Annotated in this window: 27 protein-coding genes; 18 read left to right on the top strand and 9 right to left on the bottom strand. The window is 39.3% G+C overall.

Going from position 1 to position 23,453, the window contains the following annotated elements; genetic code table 11:
• Positions 1-197: 197 nt before the first annotated feature.
• A complete protein-coding gene (locus ACFQ38_RS13895; protein WP_381481616.1) occupies positions 198-734 on the bottom strand; it encodes a hypothetical protein in 537 nt (178 codons plus the stop codon).
• 128 nt (positions 735-862) lie between these two features.
• Between ACFQ38_RS13895 and ACFQ38_RS13900 the strand changes: the two genes are divergently transcribed.
• The 6 genes from ACFQ38_RS13900 (at position 863) to ACFQ38_RS13925 (ending at position 5,156) form a co-directional block, all read left to right on the top strand.
• The gene (locus ACFQ38_RS13900) at positions 863-1,087 is read left to right on the top strand and encodes a hypothetical protein (protein WP_381481618.1); all 225 of its coding nucleotides are present in this window, start codon (positions 863-865) and stop codon (positions 1,085-1,087) included.
• Complete coding sequence (locus tag ACFQ38_RS13905; RefSeq protein ID WP_381481621.1) at positions 1,080-1,361, top strand: GNAT family N-acetyltransferase; 282 nt, start codon at positions 1,080-1,082, stop codon at positions 1,359-1,361. The genes ACFQ38_RS13900 and ACFQ38_RS13905 overlap by 8 nt, the downstream gene beginning before the upstream one ends.
• 73 nt (positions 1,362-1,434) lie before the next feature.
• The gene (locus ACFQ38_RS13910; RefSeq protein ID WP_336824139.1) at positions 1,435-2,064 is read left to right on the top strand and encodes a hypothetical protein; all 630 of its coding nucleotides are present in this window, start codon (positions 1,435-1,437) and stop codon (positions 2,062-2,064) included.
• 422 nt (positions 2,065-2,486) lie between these two features.
• Positions 2,487-3,170 (top strand): DNA alkylation repair protein, encoded by a 684-nt coding sequence (locus ACFQ38_RS13915; protein WP_381481623.1) that lies wholly within the window; start codon positions 2,487-2,489, stop codon positions 3,168-3,170.
• Between the two features lie 386 nt (positions 3,171-3,556).
• Positions 3,557-4,120, top strand: a complete 564-nt coding sequence (locus ACFQ38_RS13920) for a sigma-70 family RNA polymerase sigma factor (protein WP_336824141.1) — start codon at positions 3,557-3,559, stop codon at positions 4,118-4,120.
• Complete coding sequence (locus ACFQ38_RS13925; RefSeq protein WP_336824142.1) at positions 4,104-5,156, top strand: DUF4179 domain-containing protein; 1,053 nt, start codon at positions 4,104-4,106, stop codon at positions 5,154-5,156. The genes ACFQ38_RS13920 and ACFQ38_RS13925 overlap by 17 nt, the downstream gene beginning before the upstream one ends.
• Before the next feature lie 249 nt (positions 5,157-5,405).
• On the opposite strand, the gene ACFQ38_RS13930 is transcribed toward ACFQ38_RS13925, so the two are convergent.
• From ACFQ38_RS13930 to ACFQ38_RS13945, 4 genes are read right to left on the bottom strand one after another with little or no spacing between them, the layout of a single operon-like run.
• Positions 5,406-5,717: a YfzA family protein gene (locus tag ACFQ38_RS13930; RefSeq protein WP_381481626.1), complete on the bottom strand. Its 312-nt coding sequence runs from the start codon at positions 5,715-5,717 to the stop codon at positions 5,406-5,408.
• Positions 5,718-5,759: 42 nt separating this feature from the next.
• A complete protein-coding gene (locus ACFQ38_RS13935; protein WP_336824144.1) occupies positions 5,760-6,368 on the bottom strand; it encodes an ABC-2 transporter permease in 609 nt (202 codons plus the stop codon).
• On the bottom strand, positions 6,349-7,230 hold the full coding sequence (locus tag ACFQ38_RS13940) for an ABC transporter ATP-binding protein (RefSeq protein ID WP_381481628.1): 882 nt from the start codon (positions 7,228-7,230) through the stop codon (positions 6,349-6,351). The genes ACFQ38_RS13935 and ACFQ38_RS13940 overlap by 20 nt, the downstream gene beginning before the upstream one ends.
• A complete protein-coding gene (locus tag ACFQ38_RS13945; RefSeq protein WP_381481630.1) occupies positions 7,230-7,607 on the bottom strand; it encodes a GntR family transcriptional regulator in 378 nt (125 codons plus the stop codon). Before ACFQ38_RS13945 ends, ACFQ38_RS13940 begins: the two co-directional genes overlap by 1 nt.
• Before the next feature lie 333 nt (positions 7,608-7,940).
• Between ACFQ38_RS13945 and ACFQ38_RS13950 the strand changes: the two genes are divergently transcribed.
• From ACFQ38_RS13950 to aspA, 6 genes are all read left to right on the top strand, one after another.
• Entirely contained in the window at positions 7,941-8,492 is a 552-nt protein-coding gene (locus ACFQ38_RS13950; RefSeq protein WP_336824147.1) for a helix-turn-helix domain-containing protein, read from the top strand.
• 125 nt (positions 8,493-8,617) lie between these two features.
• Complete coding sequence (locus tag ACFQ38_RS13955; protein WP_336824148.1) at positions 8,618-9,886, top strand: hydroxymethylglutaryl-CoA reductase, degradative; 1,269 nt, start codon at positions 8,618-8,620, stop codon at positions 9,884-9,886.
• Between the two features lies 1 nt (position 9,887).
• Complete coding sequence (locus ACFQ38_RS13960; RefSeq protein ID WP_336824149.1) at positions 9,888-10,316, top strand: hypothetical protein; 429 nt, start codon at positions 9,888-9,890, stop codon at positions 10,314-10,316.
• Positions 10,313-11,668: a tripartite tricarboxylate transporter permease gene (locus ACFQ38_RS13965; RefSeq protein WP_336824150.1), complete on the top strand. Its 1,356-nt coding sequence runs from the start codon at positions 10,313-10,315 to the stop codon at positions 11,666-11,668. Before ACFQ38_RS13960 ends, ACFQ38_RS13965 begins: the two co-directional genes overlap by 4 nt.
• Positions 11,669-11,882: 214 nt before the next feature.
• Positions 11,883-12,353 (top strand): S-ribosylhomocysteine lyase, encoded by a 471-nt coding sequence (locus ACFQ38_RS13970; protein WP_381481635.1) that lies wholly within the window; start codon positions 11,883-11,885, stop codon positions 12,351-12,353.
• A 186-nt stretch (positions 12,354-12,539) separates the two neighbouring features.
• Positions 12,540-13,955: an aspartate ammonia-lyase gene (gene aspA, locus ACFQ38_RS13975; RefSeq protein WP_381481638.1), complete on the top strand. Its 1,416-nt coding sequence runs from the start codon at positions 12,540-12,542 to the stop codon at positions 13,953-13,955.
• A gap of 62 nt (positions 13,956-14,017) precedes the next feature.
• On the opposite strand, the gene ACFQ38_RS13980 is transcribed toward aspA, so the two are convergent.
• On the bottom strand, positions 14,018-15,187 hold the full coding sequence (locus ACFQ38_RS13980) for a DUF418 domain-containing protein (RefSeq protein WP_381481640.1): 1,170 nt from the start codon (positions 15,185-15,187) through the stop codon (positions 14,018-14,020).
• Positions 15,188-15,309: 122 nt separating this feature from the next.
• Here ACFQ38_RS13980 and ACFQ38_RS13985 point away from each other — a divergent pair, with 122 nt between their 5' ends.
• The 3 genes from ACFQ38_RS13985 to ACFQ38_RS13995 all read left to right on the top strand — a co-directional run bounded on the left by ACFQ38_RS13985 (position 15,310) and on the right by ACFQ38_RS13995 (position 18,220).
• Positions 15,310-15,993, top strand: coding sequence for a response regulator transcription factor (locus ACFQ38_RS13985; RefSeq protein ID WP_381481643.1), 684 nt, complete (start codon positions 15,310-15,312; stop codon positions 15,991-15,993).
• Positions 15,990-17,411 carry a sensor histidine kinase gene (locus ACFQ38_RS13990; RefSeq protein ID WP_381481656.1) on the top strand — a complete coding sequence of 474 codons (1,422 nt, stop codon included), beginning with the start codon at positions 15,990-15,992 and terminating at the stop codon, positions 17,409-17,411. Before ACFQ38_RS13985 ends, ACFQ38_RS13990 begins: the two co-directional genes overlap by 4 nt.
• 371 nt (positions 17,412-17,782) lie before the next feature.
• The gene (locus ACFQ38_RS13995) at positions 17,783-18,220 is read left to right on the top strand and encodes a hypothetical protein (RefSeq protein ID WP_381481645.1); all 438 of its coding nucleotides are present in this window, start codon (positions 17,783-17,785) and stop codon (positions 18,218-18,220) included.
• 396 nt (positions 18,221-18,616) lie between these two features.
• Here the strand turns inward: ACFQ38_RS13995 and ACFQ38_RS14000 are convergent, their stop codons facing one another.
• Together ACFQ38_RS14000 and ACFQ38_RS14005 are read right to left on the bottom strand one after the other, a co-directional pair.
• A complete protein-coding gene (locus ACFQ38_RS14000; RefSeq protein WP_381481647.1) occupies positions 18,617-19,057 on the bottom strand; it encodes a hypothetical protein in 441 nt (146 codons plus the stop codon).
• Positions 19,058-20,113: 1,056 nt separating this feature from the next.
• On the bottom strand, positions 20,114-20,965 hold the full coding sequence (locus ACFQ38_RS14005) for a cytochrome c oxidase assembly protein (RefSeq protein WP_381481649.1): 852 nt from the start codon (positions 20,963-20,965) through the stop codon (positions 20,114-20,116).
• Positions 20,966-21,180: 215 nt separating this feature from the next.
• Here ACFQ38_RS14005 and ACFQ38_RS14010 point away from each other — a divergent pair, with 215 nt between their 5' ends.
• The 3 genes from ACFQ38_RS14010 to ACFQ38_RS14020 all read left to right on the top strand — a co-directional run bounded on the left by ACFQ38_RS14010 (position 21,181) and on the right by ACFQ38_RS14020 (position 23,251).
• A complete protein-coding gene (locus tag ACFQ38_RS14010) occupies positions 21,181-22,614 on the top strand; it encodes a vWA domain-containing protein (RefSeq protein WP_336824156.1) in 1,434 nt (477 codons plus the stop codon).
• A 62-nt stretch (positions 22,615-22,676) separates the two neighbouring features.
• Positions 22,677-22,844: a hypothetical protein gene (locus ACFQ38_RS14015; protein WP_336824157.1), complete on the top strand. Its 168-nt coding sequence runs from the start codon at positions 22,677-22,679 to the stop codon at positions 22,842-22,844.
• Between the two features lie 59 nt (positions 22,845-22,903).
• Complete coding sequence (locus tag ACFQ38_RS14020; protein ID WP_381481652.1) at positions 22,904-23,251, top strand: VOC family protein; 348 nt, start codon at positions 22,904-22,906, stop codon at positions 23,249-23,251.
• Here ACFQ38_RS14020 and ACFQ38_RS14025 read toward each other — a convergent pair.
• The coding region (locus ACFQ38_RS14025) for a hypothetical protein (protein WP_381481654.1) at positions 23,222-23,453 on the bottom strand (232 nt) is incomplete at its 5' end. The two genes, ACFQ38_RS14020 and ACFQ38_RS14025, sit on opposite strands and share 30 nt — an antisense overlap.

The raw sequence follows: 23,453 nt of genomic DNA on the forward strand, positions 1-23,453 counted from the left end.
GTCCGACCGCAGTGGAAATCAACTTTTCTAGTATTACTTCTATTTTAAAAGAAAAAAGACTGTAGGCAAACACCAAAAATTCCTGGTGTTTGTCTACAGTCTGAGGGCTGCTATGGCAGCCCTTTTTATTTTGTGAAAATCTCAATGGATTCAAAGCGACCGGGGTTTCGTTTATAAAATGAAATTGATCGATTCTTTTATTCCAATTCTCCGCTAAATAGGTTCCTCAATAGCTTTTTATCGCCAAGGTATGAAATTTTCGCGATTTTGTCATCTCGCATAATTGCAACACCTGTTACTTCAATCGGCGTTATTTCGCCATCTTTTTTATAATCGAGTTCGACTGTAAAGTTATAATTCGTAGGCGTCACTTCGTTTTGCTCCACATCGATATTTCTTACCTTTAATTCATAATTAAATCTGTCAGCAGCATGATGGAACGAGACAAATTCGTTTGTCATAATGTATTGCTCAGTAGTGCTTTCCGTAAAGTAAGGACCGAACGTCTCTTTTAAATAAGCGGTGTAATCTTCTAACCAAGAATCCTCTTCGGGAGTATCATAGTTTTGACTAAGTGCTTTCTCGTCAGGTGCATTCATTTGAAGCCCCACAACTGTTTTAATGGATTCTGTTATTTTATCTTGTTCATCGGTCTTTGAACAACCGCCGATTAAAAGAAAGACTGCAGTCGCAAATAGAGCAATTCGTAACTTCCAAGAAAAAGGCTTTTTCATCACTCCACCTCCAGTTTACGAATTTTTCTTTCAATTATTAATACGGGTGGCAAGTGGAAAAAGTTTCATTTTCTATAAATGGTGACAGAATATTGTATTGTTATGAAATAGGAAGTGGAGGAAATTGCATGCGATTTGAAAGACCATCCATGAAGTGGGAAGCGGAGCATATTGCGTATAGGAAGGAGTGGGATGAAGACCGAATGACGCCTAATAGCTTACATTTGAATGGGGACAAGCCTTACGAAATCTATTTGGATGAATTGGCAGCAAAGGAAGCCGGTCATGGCAATCGGATGCGGAACACGAATTATCTTCTCATGATGAAACGATCGTATTCTTGGAATGGTTAACATCCGGCATCGCTTGAATGTTTATTTACGCAAGGTCGATGGTCATATCGGCTATGGAATCCGGCCTTCCGAACGGCGGAAAAGGTACGCGACGCATTTGCTTTCCGAAGCATTGAATATAACGGATCAGTTAGGCATTCGCTCTGTGTTAGTCACTTGCAATGACGACAATATCGGCCCGACTACTGTCATTGTACACAATGGCGGTGTGGAGGATGAAAGCTATATGGAACCTCATGGAAACATCGTTCGGAGGTTCTGGATTGAACGATAGCTTATATTCCTACGTGTCTTTTCACTCTATAGATTGAATGGTAGAATGAAACAAAGTGATTGGAGGAAATGTGATGACTACCACTCAAACGATGTCGATCCACCGTGCGTTATCCGAGCTGAAAATGTTAAACGACCGAATTCCGAAAGTGATTCATGAGGCGGATTTTATTGCAACGGACCGAAAATCTGCACAGAAGATGAAAGGCCTTTCCATCGAAGACTATGAAAAGACGATCCAAGCCGGTTTCGACAAGGCGGTATCGTTAATTGAAAGGCGCAATCAACTGAAAGATGCAATTGTCCAGTCGAATGCTGTCACTGAAGTGATTGTCGCAGGGGAGAGGATGACGGTCGCGAAAGCGATTGAGCGCAAATCCTCCATTGCAAATGAAGAGAAGCTGCTTTCCAAAATGATTGAAAGACGCCGAATGGCCATCAATAAACTAACGATGGAAAATGAGTCGCTGCCATCACGGTTAGAAGACTATTTAACAGCTATTTTAGGGAATAAAGAGCATGCGAAAAAGGAAGAAGTCGAGCTTCATACAAAATCATTTATGGAGCGGAATGAGTATGTCCTCATCGATCCATTGAATCTCGATAAGCGGATTGAGGAATGGGAAGAGCGAATTTCCAGCTTTAAAGCGGAAGTGGATGCCGTCCTATCCGAATCTAATGCCATAACGAAAATCACCATATAAATTGTATTGCATGAGTAATCGAAAACGACATCCACAAGACCCTTCTTTTACCGGATTTTCTTTGGGTTAAATAGAAAACCGGATCAAACCTTACTAGTGATTACTGAATCGAGCAGAGAAAAAGCTCAAACTTTAGCGTTAAAAGTTGTAAACCTTATAACTTAAAGTTCTTTTCAATCTAAAGGTTAACGCTAAAAGATCAAGGCTCTTTCAAATCTTGGGGTACCAGTTATGGGATTCTTGTGTTGGCCCGTCGTTCGCTGCCAAGCTGATTATATCGTGCAAACACTGTGCCGTCGCAGGTTTTTCCTGGGGCGGTTTTTGTTATTTGTTAAGCTATTTTTATGTACATAGGTTTGAACGTATGTTCGATTAATGATATAGTATGTCTAAATAGTATGTGAAATGTGGAGTTGAGGACAATGAAAAAGCAATGGAGTCACAAGGGGATTATTGAGAAGTTCGAAATATGCCGTAATGTTGAGAATGCCGGTCCCATGAAAGCATATATGAAACACCATTTTTCGTTTTTAGGCATTAAAAGTCCACTGCGGAAAGAACTGTTGCGAGCGCAATTTCAGGAATATGCGTTACCCAATGTTGGCGAGATTTTTAACGAGGCATGGAAATTATATGAATTACCTGAGCGGGAATATCAGTATGCCGCAATTGCCTTGCTTGATAAAATGAAGAAGCACTTTACTACCGACGATTATCAGAAACTATTGAAGTTCATCGAAACGAAATCGTGGTGGGATAGTGTCGATTCAATCGCGCCGCATCTTGTCGGGCATGTCGTCAAATTGGACCGCAGTTACGGAAAAACAGTGATGTTAGACTGGTCGCAATCGGATAATATGTGGACGAACCGCTCCGCTATTTTGCACCAATTAAAGTTCAAGAAAGAAACAGATACTGACCTCCTATTCAAAATCATTTTACAGCATACGAAGTCCAATGAATTTTTCATTCAAAAAGCGATCGGCTGGGCATTGCGAGAGTATGCGAAAACTGACCCTGTCATTGTGAAGCAATTTGTCCAAGAAAATACACTTAAACCGTTAAGCAGGCGAGAGGCTTTGAAGCATATAGGCGATATTGCTTGATTTAGTGGCGGTCGGGGAGAAAAAAGGAACGAATGCACAAATGCACTCGTTCCTTTAATTTTATTGAAGTGCTTTCATAAGACATTTCTCCCGTTTGTTTTCTCAACTATTTAAACACTACATGAAAAACATCAAACTGACCCTGCTACAACTCTTCTAAATTCTTTAATTTTGAGGTGCTCGATTATATTAGGATTTAAACCAACGATTACAACAGCATTTGTGCCTCACAATATGTAGGGAATTTTCATCATAACGAGAATGAATGAAGTAAATCGATTTCTATTTTTAAAACAATATTTTTTTATTTGCGAAAACAGTCTACTTCTTAACGATGTATATAGTGTAAAGGCTTTTACAAAATCGTTCCAGGAAAGGAGATTCGGATGAAAATTAATGAGCAAAATTTTATAGCCCTTCTTCAAGCCGGCGAAGAAGAAGCTCTTGATTATGTAATTGATCATTATTTACCGCTTATTAAAGGTGTGGTCGTAAAAACATTAGGACCACTTAATAAAAATGATCTTTCTAAGGAATGCTGCAACGAAGTTTTATTGTCGATTTGGAAAAATGCCAAAAACTTCACGGGCGAGCCTATGGATTTTAAAAAATGGGTTTGTGTCATTGCAAAATATAAGGCAGTCGATTACTTCCGTACCGAAATACGAAAAAAAGAGAGCCATTCTCTTGATTTAGACTTTACAGCACACGAATTAACGTACCAAAAAAATATGCTACTCGAAGAGCACGAAAATTTTCACGCCATTGTCTCAAAGTTAAAACCAGTCGATCAAAAAATATTTATTATGAAATACTTACTGGACTTTGACACAGAGGAAATCGCACGTCAGCTTCAAATGACAAAGTCTGCTATCTATAATCGACTTTATTACGGAAAAAAGAGGCTTAAAAAATCATTAGGGGGTATTCAAATTGAAGAAACTATTTAATCATTTCAATGATATTGATATAAATCTCCATGAATTTGAAGAGGTGGAGATATCGGAGTTTGAAAAGGCGCAATTTAAAAAGGATTTTCGAAAACAAATCAAAAAAAATAACTATCAAAAATGGACGAAAGGAATTGCAGCTGCGTGCCTAACTATTGGTATTGCTACAACTTCATTGGTTGGACTTTCATACACTACATTTGCACAGGAAATTCCGTTCGTAAATAGTATTTTTAAGCTGTTCTCAGAAAAAGAATATGGCAAAACATTAGTTGGCTATGAAAAATTTGCAGAAGCTGAGAATATGACGGTTGAAAGTAATGGCACAACAATTACAATTACCGAAACATTATTAGACAGTAAAAAGCTTTTCGTTAGCTACTCAATTGAAACAGACAAAGATTTAGGGACAATCGCTTTAATCGATGGTAGCTTCACATTAAATGGCCAGCAAAACTCCTTATTCCATGCAGAGCATGATATTAATAAAATCGGTAAAAATAAATATGCAGGTATGACAACCGCTATTTTACCTTTATCACATTCCATTGATGAAGGTACGTTCCAATTCAATATCCGTGAATTATCTAATCCAGAAAACAGTGAAGTCGTTCAAGGTGAATGGGATTTCCAAATTTATGCAAAATCTTCTGATACAATTATACAAACAGTTGAAGTTCCTAAATCAGAAATGAACGACCTAAACGTAGAAATCAGCAAAATTACGTATACACCATACTCATTCATCGTTAATTACAAAGAAGGCATACACAATGATGTTTTAAATGAAAAATATAACGTAATTTATTCTGAATTACTGTTAAAGGATGACTTAGGAAATACGTATAAATCGAAATTTAACGGTGGATATGGGAACTCTGGTGTAACAGATTATATGATTACATTTGGACAGCTACACCCAAATGCTAAAACGTTAATATTCACACCTATATTCCACTTTAAAAACTTAGATAACATTTACGAGTCGGTTGAAACAATGCAACTAGACGATATCATTGTAGAAATTGAACGATAAAATACAAATACTCCATGATGAAATGAGCAAAGTCAACAAAATTGACCATGAAATAATATTCGTTCAAAAGAGGATAAAATAATACCGCTCAAAGCATTATTGATGCTTTGAGTGGTTTGTTAATTATCCCTCATAATGAGTAAATTCACTTCCTGCCATCCTGGGTGATACGATTTCCGAAAAGACTAAGCCTTCGTCACTGGTTCATCCCTAGATAAAAAGACACCCACTCAACGGGTGCCCGGTTTACTACTTATTATTATGCAACGATTTCACTATCGAAATGACTCCGTGTACAACTACAGCCGTTCCCCAGACGACCGTCACATAATTTAGATGTGTACTTGAATAGATTTGGATTTGATCGAAAAATGGCTTGAAGTTATCTTGTAGCATTTCTCCTACCTTGTTTGGATTTAGGAAACTCCAAAAGGGTGAGCCGTCCGTTAGCATAAAGATGATTTGAAAGATGGAAAACACCGTAAGATGGAGCAGCCATTTACCAACGTTGCTGCGGAAAAATGGTCGAGCGGCCTTCTTTGAGTTTTCTGCCTTATACACGATACAAACTCCTTCGCAATAAATTTTAATGGGCAAACCTCTTTAAAATACTTTTTTACTATAAATACGTACCGAGAGCATCCAGGAAAAGATGTAGAGAAGTAATGCTGCCAGTATCCCACCTGCATATAACAGAGAACTATCAAATGAAAGGATCTTTTGGACAACCTCACGTAATCGATCGTTCAAATCAAGTACGAACTTATTGACAAGTACGATATAAAGGACAAACAAAACTCCACAAGCGATCATCAAATACTGACTTTTTAATAGATAGGAGAATGGAAAAGCAAATGAAACAAACAGTACAATAACACCTGCGATAAACAGTAAATGATCCAATTGAGTTACTTCTCTATGAATGATTAAATTGCTTATCACAATCGTCGACAAAATAATGAAAGTAAAAACAAATGCACCTATATATTTGGCACTGACAATTTCTTTACGGGTATACGGTAAAGAATTCATTAAAAGATTGGTTGTGGGTTTTTCATCCAACGCAAAACTTTGCATAATGATCGCGAAGCAAAATAAAACGCCTACCCAAATAATAGATCTATCTATTAATAAAGCGAGAAATAATGCAGGCAATAGTATGAGTAATGTGTTTTTCTGTAACGCAATATCTTTACGAATAAGATTTAACATAATGATCATTTCCTTTCTTTGTATAGAGCATAATATCCTCAAGTGTCGGTTTCTCCAAAATGACCGTATCACCAAAGAGATTTGCTGTACGTTGTTTGTTTGTCGTCAATGCTTCAAATCCATGATTGGATCTTCGAATCCCGATAAATTCTTGCTCTGTATCACGATCTAATAAATTCGTTTCGCCTTTCACAATCGCATAGTCTTCTTCGATTTTATAATGCTCTTTTGTGAAAATATGCTGTCCATTATGGATAAAGGTTATATAATCTGCTATCCGATCTAAGTCTGTCGTAATATGTGTAGAAAAGAAAATTGTTCTTTCATCATCCTGCATAAGGTCATGGAGGATGTCTAACAGTTCCCTGCGAAATATAGGGTCTAATCCTGATGTCGGTTCATCCATAATAATTAACTCGGCGCGATGGGATAATGCAAAGGCGAGTGAAGCCTTCATCATCATGCCTTTTGAAAAGGTCTTTATTTGTTTCTTCAATGGCAGTTCAAACAAATTTACATACTGATGAAATATGGCATCATCCCAGTTCTTGTAGGCGGGTTTTATTATTTTCTTCATGTCAGCCAATGTAATATGCTCATAAAAAACGTTATGGTCAAATACAAAGCCGATTCGCTGTTTAATTTCTTTTTCATGCTTTTTATAATTCAGACCAAAAAGAGAAATTTCTCCACTATCCGGTTGCAATAAATTCATAATTAACTTGATCGTTGTTGATTTTCCTACTCCATTACCACCAATAAAACCTGTAACAAAGCCTTTCTTTACTGAGATAGACATGTCTTTAAGCTCAAATCCTTTGAAGGCCTTATTCACATTTTGCAGTTCAATTACGTTTTCCATCATGCTTCCTCCTTATATAACAATGTTAGTAATTCGATTAACTCCGATAGGTCGACTCCTATTTCTTTACTATTTTGAATCGCGGACTGTAATTGTTCTTCAATTACTTTCCTTTTCCTTTCAAGAATCATTTCATTGTTTTGTTCAGACACAAAAGAGCCTTTTCCGACAACTGAGAAGATAAAACCGTTTTTTTCAAGCTCTTCATACGCACGTTTTGTTGTGATTACACTAATATCCAAGTCTTTGGCTAATTGCCGCATTGATGGCAACGCTTCTCCTGCTTGTAATTCATTCGTCAAAATGTGTTTTTTGATTTGCACATAAATTTGCTCATAAATGGGCTCCTTTGAAGTGTTAGAAATTATTATTTGCATACAAATACCTCTTCCTCGAAACAATGTATATATACTTTATATACACTATACACAGTGAAAAGGAGATTTGCAACTGCTTTTTTTCTTTTTACAAATCGGTTTATTTTCAGAATTGATTTATATAATGAAAAATGTACAGATTTAAAGAGTACCAATGAATGGTTGCCATAGTTAAAGAAAGACCAGTTCAATAAAGTGAAAGGCGGCAACTATTCGAAAATGCTACGCACCTTCATGCTTCTAATTGATACCGGATATTAGCAACTCGTATTATAATAGCGAGAGATTGTATCCGAATGTGTTTTGAAAAGAAATTATGGGGTGAACAATGGGATGGATAAGATTGAAATCGGAAAGAGAGTTAAAAGCATACGGTTAAGAAAGAAAATGACTCAGCAGCAAGTGGCAGACTTAGCGAATATTACGAAAAGCCATGTTTCCAAAATTGAAAATGGACAAGCATCGCCCGCATTAACGACTTTATCCAAAATTGCGAAAGCGCTTGACAGCCCGACATCGTGGTTTATTGATCAAGAGGAACACGGCGACTTGACGATTGTCCGCCAAGGCCAACGGGAAGCGGGGAAGGAAAACAACGGATTAGGGTACGATTATGAATTGTTGGCGAATAAAATGAACTTAAGCTTCATTAGTCCGACAGTTGTTACAGTTTTACCGGAAGCAGTAACGATCGAGCCATATGTTCATCCGAATGATGAATTCATCTTTATACTATCAGGTTCTATAAAACTGATGTACGGCAGCAAAGAATTTGTTCTATTGAAAGGGGATTCTGCTTATTTCTCAGGACGAACCCCACATATCTTCCTGCCGGAAAGCGATGAGACCGCAAAAGTACTTACAATATATATTGAGGAATCCTAAAGATTCGTCGAAAAAGTTCATAAAATTGAATTATTGTATTTACAATCAATTACGCGTCCATTATAGTCGATGTATACTGCTATTCAACAAAGTTGAATGATAATTTCCGAAAGGGAGGAAGAAATGTGGTTACATCGAGAGTAAAGGGGTTCTATCAATTAAGTGTGGAAGAGAGACTAAACATCGTAACAGCTGGCCGGGGATTGAGCGATGAAGAGATGCAGATTTTATCGAACAAGCAGCAAATGCCTATGAAGACTGCAGATGCGATGGTTGAAAATGTCATCGGCCAATTCAGTTTACCGCTTGGGGTGGCAGCGAATTTCAAAATTAACGGCAAAGATCTGTTTATTCCGATGGTAACAGAAGAGCCATCTGTCATAGCGGCAGCGAGCAATGCTGCGAAGGCTGCGTATGATTTAGGTGGTTTCTTTACATCAACGAGTGGCACAATCATGAGGGGACAAATTCAAGTGTTGGATGTTGTTGATCCGTTTGCCGCAAAAATGAGAGTACTTGAACATAAAGAAGAAATCATGGCTCGTTGCAATGAAAAGGATCCGACTTTAGTTGCCTTGGGTGGCGGCGTGAAAGATATAGAAGTACATATGGTGAATACAGCACGTGAAACGATGGTCGTCATCCATTTGCTCGTTGACACGAAAGATGCAATGGGTGCGAATGCTGTAAATACAATGGCTGAATTTGTAACTCCTTTAATAGAGAAAATTACTGGAGGGCGTGTCGTTCTGCGCATTATTTCCAACTTAGCCGATAAGAGGCTGGCAAGGGCCCGTGGTGTGTTTTCTGCGGAAGCATTAGGAGGCGTAGAAGTCGTTAAAAATATTGTAAACGCTTTCGAATTTGCGGATGCGGATCCATACAGGGCAGCCACTCATAATAAAGGTGTGATGAACGGAATTTCGGCGGTCGTATTGGCAACGGGCAATGACACGAGAGCGGTTGAAGCGGGAGCGCATGCTTATGCGGCGCGTACTGGTAAATACCGATCCTTGACGAAATGGGAAATGGATAAGGACGGTAACTTAGTCGGGACGATCGAATTGCCGATGGCAGTCGGCATTATTGGAGGCGCAACGAAAACGCATCCAGTCGCGAAAGCGAGTTTAAAAATATTGGGGGTTACTTCTGCTGATGAATTAGCTGGTATTATCGCAGCATTAGGGCTTGCTGAAAATGCTGCAAGCTTGCGTGCATTGTCTGCGGAAGGCATTCAAACAGGCCATATGCGTCTTCACGCGAAAAATTTAGCGATCATGGCAGGTGCAACTGCGGAAAATATTGATATAATTGTTCGGCAGGCAGTTGAAGAAAAAGATTTACGGTATGACCGCATCCTGCAAATTACAAAGGCAGTACAAGGGGAGGACTAAAATGAGTAGCAATCAAGAGAAGGACTCGGAGAAATCTCGTTCCTTCATCGAAATATTAGGAGATACAGTTTCCGAGAAGCAATTGATCGTCTCGGTCGTATTAAGTGTTGCTGTCAGCATAGGCGGATACAAATTAGGGCAATGGGTCTTTCCGAAATTCGCAGATGCACAAATGGTAAATTCCTATTCATTATTGTTGGGAATTGCCGGCACAGTCGGCATTCTTTTCCTGAACTCATACCTTTTCAGGCCAAAGCGGGTTTTAGTTGAGGATGAAGTATCAGCTGAAAACATGGAAGACGTTTTTGCTGATCTTCAATTGGATGCTGAGGAAGAAATTCGCTTAATTCATGAAGATCCAGTTACGAAAAAAGAGCTTGAAGAATTAGGTGTACTTGAAAACTTTAAACGCAAGGAGGGGACAAGATGAGCGTATTTGTCGTTGCTCTTTTGTTTGCGCTTGCCGGTGCCCTCATTTTTACGCTAATCGGTTTAATTTCTGGGACCGATGAAACGGCGATCATGGTGCCGATCACGCTCTTAGTCATTCTTCTTGGTGCACCTCCTGAAGGTGTGTTTGCGTTCTTCATGGCAGCGGTTCTGTCGAAGCATTTAACGCATGCTGTACCGACCGCACTCATGGGGATTCCCGGAGATACAACAGCAGTTCCGTTAATCGATCACGCAAATACATTAAGGCGTATGGGAATGCCGCACATCGCGCTGAGAAAAATGATTTCGGGCGGTATTATCGGGGCATTTATCGCATTGCCGACTGCTGTATTATTAGGGCAGTTTTTGGGCCAGTTTGCGGATTTCTTTAAATCTTCATCGGGACTAATTTTTACGTTAGCTGCCTTCTTAATTGCTTTTTTCTCCAAAGGGAAATGGGCAAGTATTTTGGCAATCGTGCCGTTTGCATTCTTTATTAAAGGTCTAGATACATTGAGCTTTTCGATATTGGACAAGCATTTGTCCATCACATTTTTCCTTGGAATTGCGATAGGCCCAATGTTATCGGATATTTTGATCGCAGCATCACCTGCTGCGAAAAAAGCGATCGTTCGCGATAAGCCGAACGAATACCATTTAGCTCCCGAAACGAAGGGATGGAAAGGATATTTTCCGAATCCGTTTAAAATATTAACGAAAAGACAAACAGGATTTACCTCGATCACGACGTTCATCTCTTCATTGACTTTCGTTTTTAGTCCGGTAGGGATGACGTCTTTAATGGGGGAAATCGTAGGCTCCCGAACAAAAGGAGCATATAAAAAATCGACTACGAGCTTAACTGTCATGAATGGAGTAACTGAGTCAACGTACATCGCGGAAGCTATTATTCCATTGATTGCTTTCGGGATTCCGTTAAGCCCGGTCGCTCTTGGACCTGCGTCACCTTTATTCAATGCTCCGCCAGTGTTTACAGTCGATCCAATCAATAACTTGCATACACATTTGACAACCTTTGACTTTTTCATTTACGGATTGATTGGTATTACAGTAGCAGCACTGATCGCTTATCCGTTTTCAATGAATTATGCAAGGAAGGCATCTGTCCTTGTATTGAAGTTTGTCAGCCAAGAGGCAATTGTGGCGATGTTTATCGGACTTGCATGTTTACTTGCCTACCATGAGGCACAGCTTGTTGGGATTGTCTTGACAATGACGGTTGCAATGGTTGGCGGTTTGTTAAACCGTATCTTAGGTATCGGTGCTGGCGTACAATTCATGGTGTTCTACGCTTCCAGCTATATCGTGTTGAAATTGTTTGGATTTTAATATGAGTTGAACAGAACCAGTGAATGGAAAAATTCTATTCACTGGTTTTTTTTATAAAAAGAGATTTAAGAACTTGCTAACTCTTCGGAATCTTGATATTCTAAATCCAAGTAAATCTATAAGATATTGATAGTTAAAAAATCTGCATACTTGATCAGGCATAGAAGTATAGTTTAATGAATTTTAATAAACGCATGGAAAGGGAGCGATCGGGATGTCGACAACGGAAAAAAAGATGAATGTGGGAAGCTTTAATTTGGATCATACGAAAGTGAAAGCGCCGTTTGTACGTTTAGCAGGTGTGAAAGAAGGTGTAAATGGCGATGTCGTTCGAAAATATGATATTCGCTTTTGCCAGCCGAATAAGGAGCATCTCGAAATGCCTGCCATTCATTCATTGGAGCATATGATGGCGGAATTTAGCAGAAATCATTCTGATCGAATCGTAGACATCAGTCCGATGGGATGCCAGACAGGTTACTATATGGCGTTTATTAATCATGATGATTACGAAGACGTCCTTGCTATTTTAGAAAAGACATTAAATGACGTCCTCGCTGCCAATGAAGTGCCCGCATGCAATGAAATTCAGTGTGGTTGGGCGGCAAGTCACAGTCTTGAAGGTGCAAAGAAGGCCGCAAAAGAGATGTTGGAAAAGCGAGCTGAGTGGGCAACTGTTTTTTGAAGAAGTTCCATATTTTTGATGTTTCGATCATCGATTTGTTTTTTCTTTAAAAAAGGGGTAAAAAACGGTGGCGTTCCTATAATAAAAGGCGTACGATGGACATGGAGCCAAGCGGTACTATTGCTTGATTCAGTATAAGTTCATTGTACGCCTTATGGCGATGTTATAGGGAGATGAAAAGGTAAAATGGATTTGTTAGCAAAAAGAATTGAAAAAGATTTTTTAGGGGAGAAAGAGGTTCCAGACTCAGCATATTATGGAATCCAAACGATACGGGCAACCGAGAACTTTCCGATTACGAAAGAGCGGATGCATCCAGAACTCATTCGGGCAATCGGGATTGTAAAAAAAGCTGCAGCGATTTCGAATGTGCTTACGAATGACTTGCCTGAGGATATCGGCCTAGCCATTACAAGGGCGGCGGATGAAGTAATAGCTGGAACATTGACGGACCAATTCATAGTCGATCCAATTCAAGGGGGGGCTGGCACTTCATTCAACATGAATGCAAATGAAGTGATCGCAAACCGCGCGCTCGAAATAATGGGACGAGATAAAGGCGACTATCAATTCATCAGTCCGAACAATCATGTCAATATGTCGCAGTCGACAAACGATGCGTTTCCGACGGCAATTAAAATAGCAGCACAACAGCTCGTCAATCAGCTTCTTGAAACGATGGAAAGCTTCGTCGATGAATTAAAAGCGAAAGAAACGGAATTCGATCATGTCATTAAAATGGGTCGGACACATTTACAAGATGCTGTACCAATTCGTCTTGGACAAGAATTCAGTGCCTACCGAAGTGTCATCGAACGTGATATGGAACGGATCGGAAGAACAAAAGAGCATCTTTCTGAAATCAATATGGGTGCAACTGCAATCGGCACAGGGTTGAATGCGAATGAGCGCTATATTGAAACAGCAGTCGAGCATCTTCGAGACATTAGCGGCTTGCCGTTAAGGTCAGCTGAAAACTTGATTGACTCGACACAAAATACAGATGTCTATACCGAACTCTCTTCTTCCTTGAAGATTTGCATGATCAATTTGTCAAAAATGGCGAATGATTTGCGGTTAATGGCTTCGGGACCAAGAGCGGGACTAAGCGAAATCAATTTACCAGCAAGGCAGCCTGGTTCGTCCATCATGCCAGGCAAAGTGAACCCTGTCATGGCTGAAGTGATGAACCAAATCGCTTTCCAAGTAATCGGCAACGATCATACGATCAGCCTTGCTTCAGAAGCGGGCCAATTCGAACTGAACGTTATGGAGCCTGTACTCGTCTATAATTTATTGCAATCGTTGACAGTCATGAACAATGGCATTGAAGTGTTCCGCAAATACTGCATTAGCGGCATCACTGCAAACGTTGAGCAAATGCAAGACTATGTGGAAAGAAGCATCGGAACAATTACTGCGTTGACACCATACATCGGCTATGAAATGTCTTCGAAAATTGCTCGTGAATCTTTCGAGACAGGCGTGCCGCTTAAAGAGCTATGCTTGCGTTACAATGTGCTTTCTGCTGATGAGTTAAATACAATTTTAAACCCGTATCAAATGACAGAAATGAAAAGGGAAAGTGTCACGCACTACTAATTTCATATTGAATAGAGAGAAGCCAATCGACTATTATGTTCGATTGGCTTTTTTCGTTAAGCTCACTGTGCTTTGCTTTTTAAAGCGAGTTTTCCTTTATATAAAGTTCTCCATACATATTCCAAAGGACCGTTCTTGAAGCGTTGCAGCCACATTTTGCCGATGATAGCTTGCAGTCCGAAAATGACAAGCGCGATTGCTGTCGTTTGCCATAATGTTAACTTGCCATAAAGGCCGAATCCATAGCTGTAAAAAATAAGGCTGCACAATACGGATTGCAGAATGTACATTGTAAACGCCATTTTCCCTGGATAGGTGAAAAAGTGTAAAAACTTTGGATGCTTCATAAAGACGATCGAGAAAAAGGAAACATATGAAAGCATAAGCATAGGTGAGCCGATAAAGACACTTCCTATCTCCAATAATGTATTGGAAGAGTCCGTTAGAATCCGTGGAAACGTGAATACAATTCCTGCAATGCCACCGATCCACCCTAATTTTATGAAAGAGCTCTTTTTACGATTACTGTCATGAAAAAAATTCCGCTTCGCAAAATATGCTCCTAATAAAAAGGTGCCTAAAATTTGAGGGGAAAACAATATCATGTTCAGCAAGCTAGCAATGTAATCATTTATCCGCTTCACTGTTATTTCCGTATACGTGCCTTCCCCGTAAATTAGTTGATCTTCCTGTTGAAAAGCTATAATTTGTGACGGATCAATTGTGTACATATTTTCGGTATTGTCGAGCCCTGATAGGCTGCCAACAACCATGAAAATTGTCATCATAATTGGAATCAGCAATGTAAGAACGATGGACCAAACGAGGAGCGTTTTTGAGCTTCGACGAATAAATGGCAATAAAAGAAGACCCAACAATGCATAGCTAGTTAAAATATCGCCATGCCAAATGAAAATGCCGTGTAAAATGCCGAAAAGAAGTAAAGCCATCATTCTCCTTATGAACATTGGAGTGAATTTTCTACCGGCAGCTTCAGCATTCGAGTATAAAATCACTGCACCGTATCCGAATAAAAATGAAAATAATAAAAGGAATTTTCCTTCTACAAATAGAACGGAAACGGCTTTAATCGTTTCATTCCACCATCCTTCCACAGGTGTCCCCCCGAGGCTGATTGCCATTAGAGATTCATTGAAAAAGTTAATATTTACAATTAAAATCCCGAGCAAAGCAAAACCGCGTAAACCGTCCAAAACTTCAATCCGTTTCATCTGATATCCTCCTATGACTCTTTAGTGATAGAGTACAAATAAAGGATAAAGGAAATATAACGGCGAATATTATACTTTCGTTAGAATTGAAAGATATGATCGAAGAAAAGGAAAGATGCATAATGGCGAAAGAAACAATTTTAATCGTAGATGATGAGGAAGAGATTGTTTCCTTTATTCAAGATGCGTTGGAAGACGAAGGGTATGAGATTCTCACAGCATTTAATGGTGAACAGGCGATTATAGAAGCGGCAAAAAAGCCGGATATTGTATTGTTGGACGTCATGATGGACGGATTGGATGGTTTTGAGGTGTGCGAGCAAATCCGATCTGTCGTCCGTGGACCAATCATTTTTCTAAGTGCTTGCCAAGACGAAACGGATCGGGTGAAAGGACTCGTTGTCGGTGGCGATGACTATATCGTGAAACCGTTCAGCTTGTCTGAATTAAAAGCGAGGGTCCATGCCCATTTAAGACGTGAAAGACGAAAAATAAATGAGAAAGAAACAACGGAACTTCGATTTGAAAAGATGACGATTGACTATAAAGGACGTTCAGTGAGGTTAAACGGGGTTGAAGTAGAATTGACGAGCAAGCAATTCGCTATCGTCTGGTTTCTTTCATTGCATAAAGGGCAAGTGTTTTCAAGGTCTCATATATATGAACGGGTTTGGGGGCTTGAAGCGGATGGAGATGATTCAACGGTAACAGAGCATATAAAGAAAATTAGAGCAAAGTTCCAGGAAATCGATCCGACCGCCACATTTATTCAAACGGTTTGGGGAGTAGGTTATAAGTGGGTATGAAAACAGTGTCGATCAAAAGCAGGCTTCACCGGCTAATTGTGAAAATTTTACTAGTTAGCTTTGGATGTACGCTCATTACATGGGTTGCTCTGCTCTTCATTGGTGAAGATAAGACGTATTATGCAAACCATTATGAAAAAATGATTCCTTCGATTGAGGAGCAAGTAAAGCGGGAAAAAGACAGTTTGATGGAAGAGTCAGGAAAGGAATTTTTAGAGCAAATTATTCCAAAAGAAGGATTCAAATATAAAGTCGTCAATAAAAATGGCGGTTATCAATACGGTACTCTTCCTGACAAATCTGATATGACGAAAGAGCGGCTGCTGGAAAATTTGAACTTAGTTAATTCTGGACCAGGCGATTATTATGAAAAATACATACCGATTCTATCAGAGGAGGGCTCCTTGCAAGGAGTGCTGCTCTTATATTATACATTGAAGGTAACAGCTATTAATGAATCGGAAGTAATGTTAGTGAAAATAATTTCATTCCTCTTTCTATTCGCCCCTTTTCTATACATTACTCTCTTTACGATTTTGTTCGTCAGGAGGTTGAGCCTTCAATTGAAAAAGCCGCTTGGTCAATTGATGGAAGCTACTGCTTCTATTCGCGATCGAAATTTGCAGTTTTCGTTTAATGACTCCGGAAACATTACAGAAGTGAAGGAGTTGACCATCGCCTTTGAACAAATGAGGGATGAATTGTCGGATTCTTTGCAACGCGAATGGAATATGCAAAAGAAGAGGAAGGAAGCAATTGCTGCTTTGGCGCATGATATTCGCACACCTTTGACCATTATCCAAGGCCATGTTGAAGGGCTAGAGGAAGCACATAAAAAAGGAATCAATCGATTTGAGCGATATATACCTGTCATAAAAAAGAATATGGCAAGTGCAGTAAAACTTGTTCATGATCTTAGTGACACAGCTATTTTGGAAAGCGATTCGTTTGAGTTGTGTAAAGTGGAATTTGATCCTATGGAATTCCTTATTGATAAGCTGGAGGACTATGAACTTCTTTGTAAGGAGGAAGGGGTCCAATTCATCGGGAAAATAGAAGATGAACGTGAACAGAAGGTAAATATAAAGGCAGATCCTCATCGGCTGACACAAGTATTTGATAATTTACTTTCCAATAGTATACGTTTCGTCGATCAAGGTGAAATTCTTTTTGAAGTACATCTAAAAGAGGAGCGAATCACTATAAAAATAGCTGATGATGGACCGGGGTTTTCGGCAGAACAAATAACGAAGCTGTTTGATGCATTTTACCAAGGGAGTCGAAGGAAGGGACATGCAGGATTAGGTCTTCATATTGCGAAATCCATTATCGAAAAACACGATGGAACGATCCGCGCTGAAAATGGTGATAATGGTGGCGCACTCCTAACAATCTCTCTGCCAATTGTGAATGCATAGAGACAGATTTGCTTTTTTCTTCTTAATGCTAATGAAAAACGATAAAGTAGTGGACTATTGATTAGATTGAAAAGTAGAAGAGTGTAGTAGACGTTGTAAAAAGGAAAATCAGACTGTAGACAAAAAATATTTTCACTTTGTCTACAGTCTTTTTATGGTTTGTAGTCATAAAATAGGTGTTTGCCGAGCCTGGCATAAAACGCTTGTCATGTGGAAGGCAGTCTAAGTGCACAAGACGTCAGCAGGCCACGCGAAAACCAGAATGCGCTAATCATAATCGTCCGCATAGACAGATCCTCAGCAACGTTGCACAACCTTTTTGGCAAGCAATTGTTGAAACAATTGACTGCATCATCTTTAACATGAGGTACTTGGTATTTATTGAAGGAGTAAACGCAAATCAATTTGAAACAAATTTAGAGAGGGTTGTTTTTTCCTTTGCCACTCTTAGCTTTGCGATATCTTGCTCTTTGGCCATTTACCCATCGAAATTAGTTGGAGAAGGCTTTGGTTATAGACCTTCTAGAGAATTAGACAAGGAAATTCATGGAGTCTTCCTCTCAAGATGCACAAAATTGAAAATCATACATGAGTTAAGTCCTTATGATTATCCAAAATACTCGACAAAAATTAAATATATAAATCGACTGTTGATGGTTGTTTCAGATGATTCTGTATCATTTTCAAGAAATGTTGCCACCGGCGCGTATGTCTGTACTTTTGAAGGCTATACAGCCTCCGCTGCATCATATGAAATGGCTTTATGCATCGCTTTTCTTAAAGCAAATGGTCACGAAGATGTGAAATAATCAAAAGAGGATCCGTTATTTTGGGTCCTTTTTTCATTTCGAAAAAAGAAGTATGAAATAAGTTGCACCGTAAACTGGAATTGCAATGGATGTGAGTATAAATAGCGTCAATTCAATTTTAGTAAGTTCTCTTTCCCTTTTAGCTATTTTGAGGTGTCTTCGATAAGCGAAGCTAGAAATAAGTATTAATAAAAAAGATAGATCTTTTACGTTTTCTAGAATTAGAATCAAATTAATCACCCCTTAAGTTTTATAGTTACTTAACTATACGACAAAAAGAAATCTCATATATACTTTCATTAGAATGAAGGTATATTATGAGACTCTCCTTTGGTAACCGATATAGTTTTTAACCCGCGGGGCTAGGTCCGCATGTTGCAACAAATATAGCGATTGCTATTGGATTAACAGCAATCTCTGTAGCCAGTAAAATAGCCGCTGCTGCTGCAAGGTATTGTTTTGCATCGATAAACCCTTTATTTCATTCCATACAACCTGTGATATCCCTAATAAATCCTGCATACATCTATCAAAGGTATTATTTGTGCCATAGTCTCCTTGTTCCTTAAATTGCTGCGCATATTCAAGGAACATTGCTTGCTCCTCTGCATTATAATGCGAGTTCTTTAGAGCTTCTTCGTTAACAAGATAGACTCCTGTTAGTTTATCCTTTACAAGGATAGTTGAGAAGATGTATTCCAACTCATTTGCCAATGCTTGGATTTCCTTTTCCTTGTTAATAGTTGAATCTTTTGCAATACTTTGCACCGGGAAAAACCCCATGCAGATGAGAGTTACGGCCATTAATAAAGGAAAAAACTTTTTTAATTTGGACATAGAAAAACCCCCTGTGATTTTTTGTACCCTTGTACATACTCCACACTCGACCTTTTCCATCCTTGTTCAAAAGTGACTTCCCCCATATAAAACCTCCCTTTTTTTTGCTCAATTAGAATATTCTTAATTAGTCTAATTAGTCCTTCTTTTCTTTTAATTTATTTTTATTTTGTTTTTTAGCAAGTAAAAGCTAGGGGTTAATCAATATCACAATTGCAAACAGCCTGTGTAATGGTATAATAAGGTCATACTTTTTCTAATCTTCTTTTCATCTCACCCATGCGGGAGAGACGTACCATCGTTTGAACACCATACGCTTTTCTATAAGCGATTGAAGCACTTATTTTAAGTGGCAACTCTTTCAATTGTTTATAGATAGGCGTATTTTTTTATGTCTATTGAAAACTTTTTTAAGGAGAGTGTATTCCAATGAGTATACTAACGGAGAACAGAATGAGGTCAACATCAATTAAGCGTTTTAGGGAGAAGCAAGCCAGACGAAAAGTACACCCATTTGCAACGATGAATAGGTGTTTGCCGAGCCTGGCATAAAACGCTTGTCATGTGGAAGGCAGTCTAAGCGCACAAGACGTCAGCAGGCCACGCGAAAACCAGAATGCGCTAATCATAATCGTCCGCATAGACAGATCCTCAGCAACGTTGCACAACCTTTTTAGCAAGCAATTGTTGGAACAATTGACTGCATCATCTCGTCAATCAGCTCATTATGTTTCCTTTTCACAAAGTTGACGCATGTAAGCGCTTCGTCTTTGAACGAATTGTGAAATACTTCACATGTATCTACCGTTTTTCAAAAGTTAAAGTAGAATGAGAAGTAAGAAAGGCATTGAAAAACAAAAATAACTTCAAAGGAGAATGCACAATGTGGGTATTAACCGTATTTGAACAAAAAAGCTTTCGGATTTTTGAGTTCACTACAAAGGCTGAAGCAGTCCATGCACTTCGCAATTTCCACAATGCAGTCGTTTCCTACACAAGATAAATCTTTTTAGCACCCTCGGTCGAGCAGTCGATCGAGGGTTTTATTTTGGAAAATTAAACACATCGCTTTTCAACCTCCGATTCTAACTCCTCATAAAAATGTATAGATATTTTTCGTTCGAGCCGAAGTGTCATAAAGAGACTAAGCTTGTGCAAGCCTATCATTAGAAAACCAGCAAGCACCTGATCATATTTTGTGTTGAAAGGCCATGGCATAATGGGGAGAGCGTCCAAATTAGCAGGCCCGCAAAGATGGGCGATGAGTTGGTCGAAAAGTGGATTGCCTGTATATCCTAAGAAGGCCGATCCAATAAATAAAAGGCATGCTGGTGTAATGGCAACACCGCTAATAAAGGCATACCGTTTCATTTTACAAGTGCATAATCTGAACAATGGATCGGGTGATGCGAGTGGTTTCCACATGCTGAATGATAATGCAAATAGAAGAAACAAATAGCCATTTTTCAATAGAGGATTACCTGCAATGATTGTTAGAATAAAAGGGAGATGATACAGCAGAAATAAGGTTGCGAATGTATAAAGGGCAATCTTCGGAGAGAGACGAGTCAAGGTAAGCCATTTATGCTTAGGAAAACGCGGAAGCTGGTTTAGCAATTGCTCAGGGATGCCTAACATCATTAAAGGAGGAATAATGAAGTAAAGGATGCTCATTTGAACCATATGTAAACTGAATGATAGATGGCTGATTATCGCAAACGGACTGGCTGCTATAAAGAGAAACAATGCGCAGCTAATGAAAAAGGAAATAGGTTGAAAGGGAACGAAATGTTCTTTAGCGAATCGATGGATTAGTGCTAAGTAAATGACGGCAATGAGAATGATGGCAATGAGTAGCGGGTAGTTCCAAGTCGTTTTTCCGATGAGGATAAATTCAAAGGTCAGCAACAGTACCTCCTTCCTTTTTGATAGACACTATTAAAGTATATGAGAGATTCGTTCCGTATTATGCCCTGTCGGTTAAGATAAGATAGCATAGGTCTTTTAACTGTAATCCTACTAATCAATGGAAAATTACTTGTATAAAAGAGGTAATTGGGATTTTAGAAGAAACTATTCGATTGATTGCCCGTATCAATATTAATAGTTTAGGGGGTTGCTCTATGAAATTGAAAATGACAATTGTCCTTTTTGCTGCGTTAATCGCTCTGTCCGGCTGTTCAAAAGGGGAGAGTGAAAAATCTTTTATTGCAAAAGAACAACAAACGGATAAAGCTGATAAAGCTGATAAAGAAATCGTGGAAGAGACTGAAGAAGAGACGGAAAGCGAAACGGAAGATCCTGTTCCAACAGGTAAGCGGGCAACGTCTCTTGAAGAGCTTGCCGCACTTCCTCCTGGGGAATTAACAAAGGATTTTTCGGTTGAACGGGAAACGTCTATATGGATCGGCAAGGAAGTGCATTCTGATATAAGGGAAGCGTTTTTAAGTGAAATGGAAGGCATTACAGTCGTTACACAGAAACCCGAAGAATTGTATGGTGTGTTTCTTCATTTATTAGGAGGAGCCCAGTTCAAGGAAACGATCCAGCCATTGGTCGATTACTCTCCTTCGTTTAAAGAGCCGATTTTGCCAGAGCCATATGAGATAAATGTCGAAGGGAAACCTGCAACCTTACCGTCAAAAGCAATTATTTTGTTGGATGCGAGCTCCAGTATGCTGCTTCATGCGGATGGAAGGTTGAAAATGGATACGGCGAAAAGTGCCGTCAAAGGCTTTGCGATGACGATTGGAAAGGAAAGCGATGTTTCCTTATATGTTTATGGGCACGCAGGAACACAGAACAAAGCGGACAAAAACGTATCATGCAGTACGATTGACGAAGTGTATCCTTTAGGGGAATATACAGAAACTGAATTCGATAAAGCAGTTGATGAAGTAAAGGCAAGTGGATGGACACCATTGGCGGGTGCCATTAAACAGGCTCGTTTGGACCATGAACAGTCGACAGAAGACATTACGCTCTATATTGTCAGTGATGGTGCGGAAACCTGCGATGGTGATCCAGTAGCCGAAGCGAAGGCATTTGCGGAGTTGTCGAAAGATCGCCATGTTAACGTCATCGGCTTTCAAGTGGATCAACAGTCGGAAAGCCAATTAAAAGAAGTGGCAGAAGCCGGGAATGGCACGTATATGGCTGCTGACACATTAGAAGACTTTTCAAGCAATATGTCAAAGCTTTGGTTACCGTCAGACTTGGATCTTGTCGGTTTAATGTTTGTAAAGGCAGACGCTTGGCCAAAAACAATGGCGCACGACAAAGTTCGAAGATTGGGAGACCGTGCGAGAGGCTCGATTCGTATAGAAAGCGACCGCTTTGTTGGAGCGGCAAATCTTTTAGAGCGCGAAGGGATGATCGATGAATCTACAAGAGATGAATTACTGTCGATCATTGAGAAGCACCGCGAAGAATACAGAGGCATGCTTGAACAATGGATAGAAACGAAAAACAAAATGATCAATGATGAAGTAGATCGAATAGATAAAAAGATCGAGGATTATATTAATCGGATGAAAGAGTTAAAGAAGAAAAATTAATGATAAATAAGAGGAGTATAGAAAGTCCGCTCAAGATTATGCTCTAGCGATGGAGGGATGAAATGGGGCCAATTCAACTGATAGTTGTCATTTCTGCCGTCATTATTATTCATAATTATGTCTGGGAGAAGGATAAAAAGAAATACTCTATATTAGAAACAGTTGTTACCATTGTCCTGACGGTCGCTATTATTTTGCTTTTAGAGCATTTTGTTCCTTTTTTGAAATGAGGTAACTATATGTTGTTAACAGAGAAATGATGTGATGAATGAGAGAAAGGGGGGAAGGAATGGGGAAAGTCGTTGGATTTGAGTTAAACAGTCAACATCCTGAACAATCAATCGAATTTTACAAAGAGTTGTTTGGTTGGTCAGTGGAAGCTCCTAACCATGATTATTGGCCAGTTTCTACATCTAAGGAACCGGGAAGCATTGGTGGCGGTATTTGCAAAGGACCTATTGATTATCCTCATGGGATACGCATTCAAATGGAAGTAGCTTCAATTGACGAAACCATTCGGAAAGGTAGAGAAATGGGTGCGCTGACTGTTAGGGAAAACATGGAGTTTGATGATTTTTATTTGGCGTACTTGGTAGATCCTACAGGCTTAGGAATTGGATTGATTGAAAAGAAATGAAAAGAGGCTGTCCAATAAGTCCCTAAAATAGAACAGGTGGCGAAAGACGAATCGTTTTTCGCCACCTGTTCTTGTATTTTTCTCATTCAATACTGATAGTAGCTCGCGGATGCCGGCCACTTTCAGTAGATTGTGGGCCAATGCCACAATTCCGAATTCCGTATGCACCTTTTCGATGCCCCGCAGTGAGAATTTGCGGAAC

It is taken from the genome of Sporosarcina contaminans (assembly GCF_042679045.1).
GTDB lineage: Bacteria > Bacillota > Bacilli > Bacillales_A > Planococcaceae > Sporosarcina > Sporosarcina contaminans.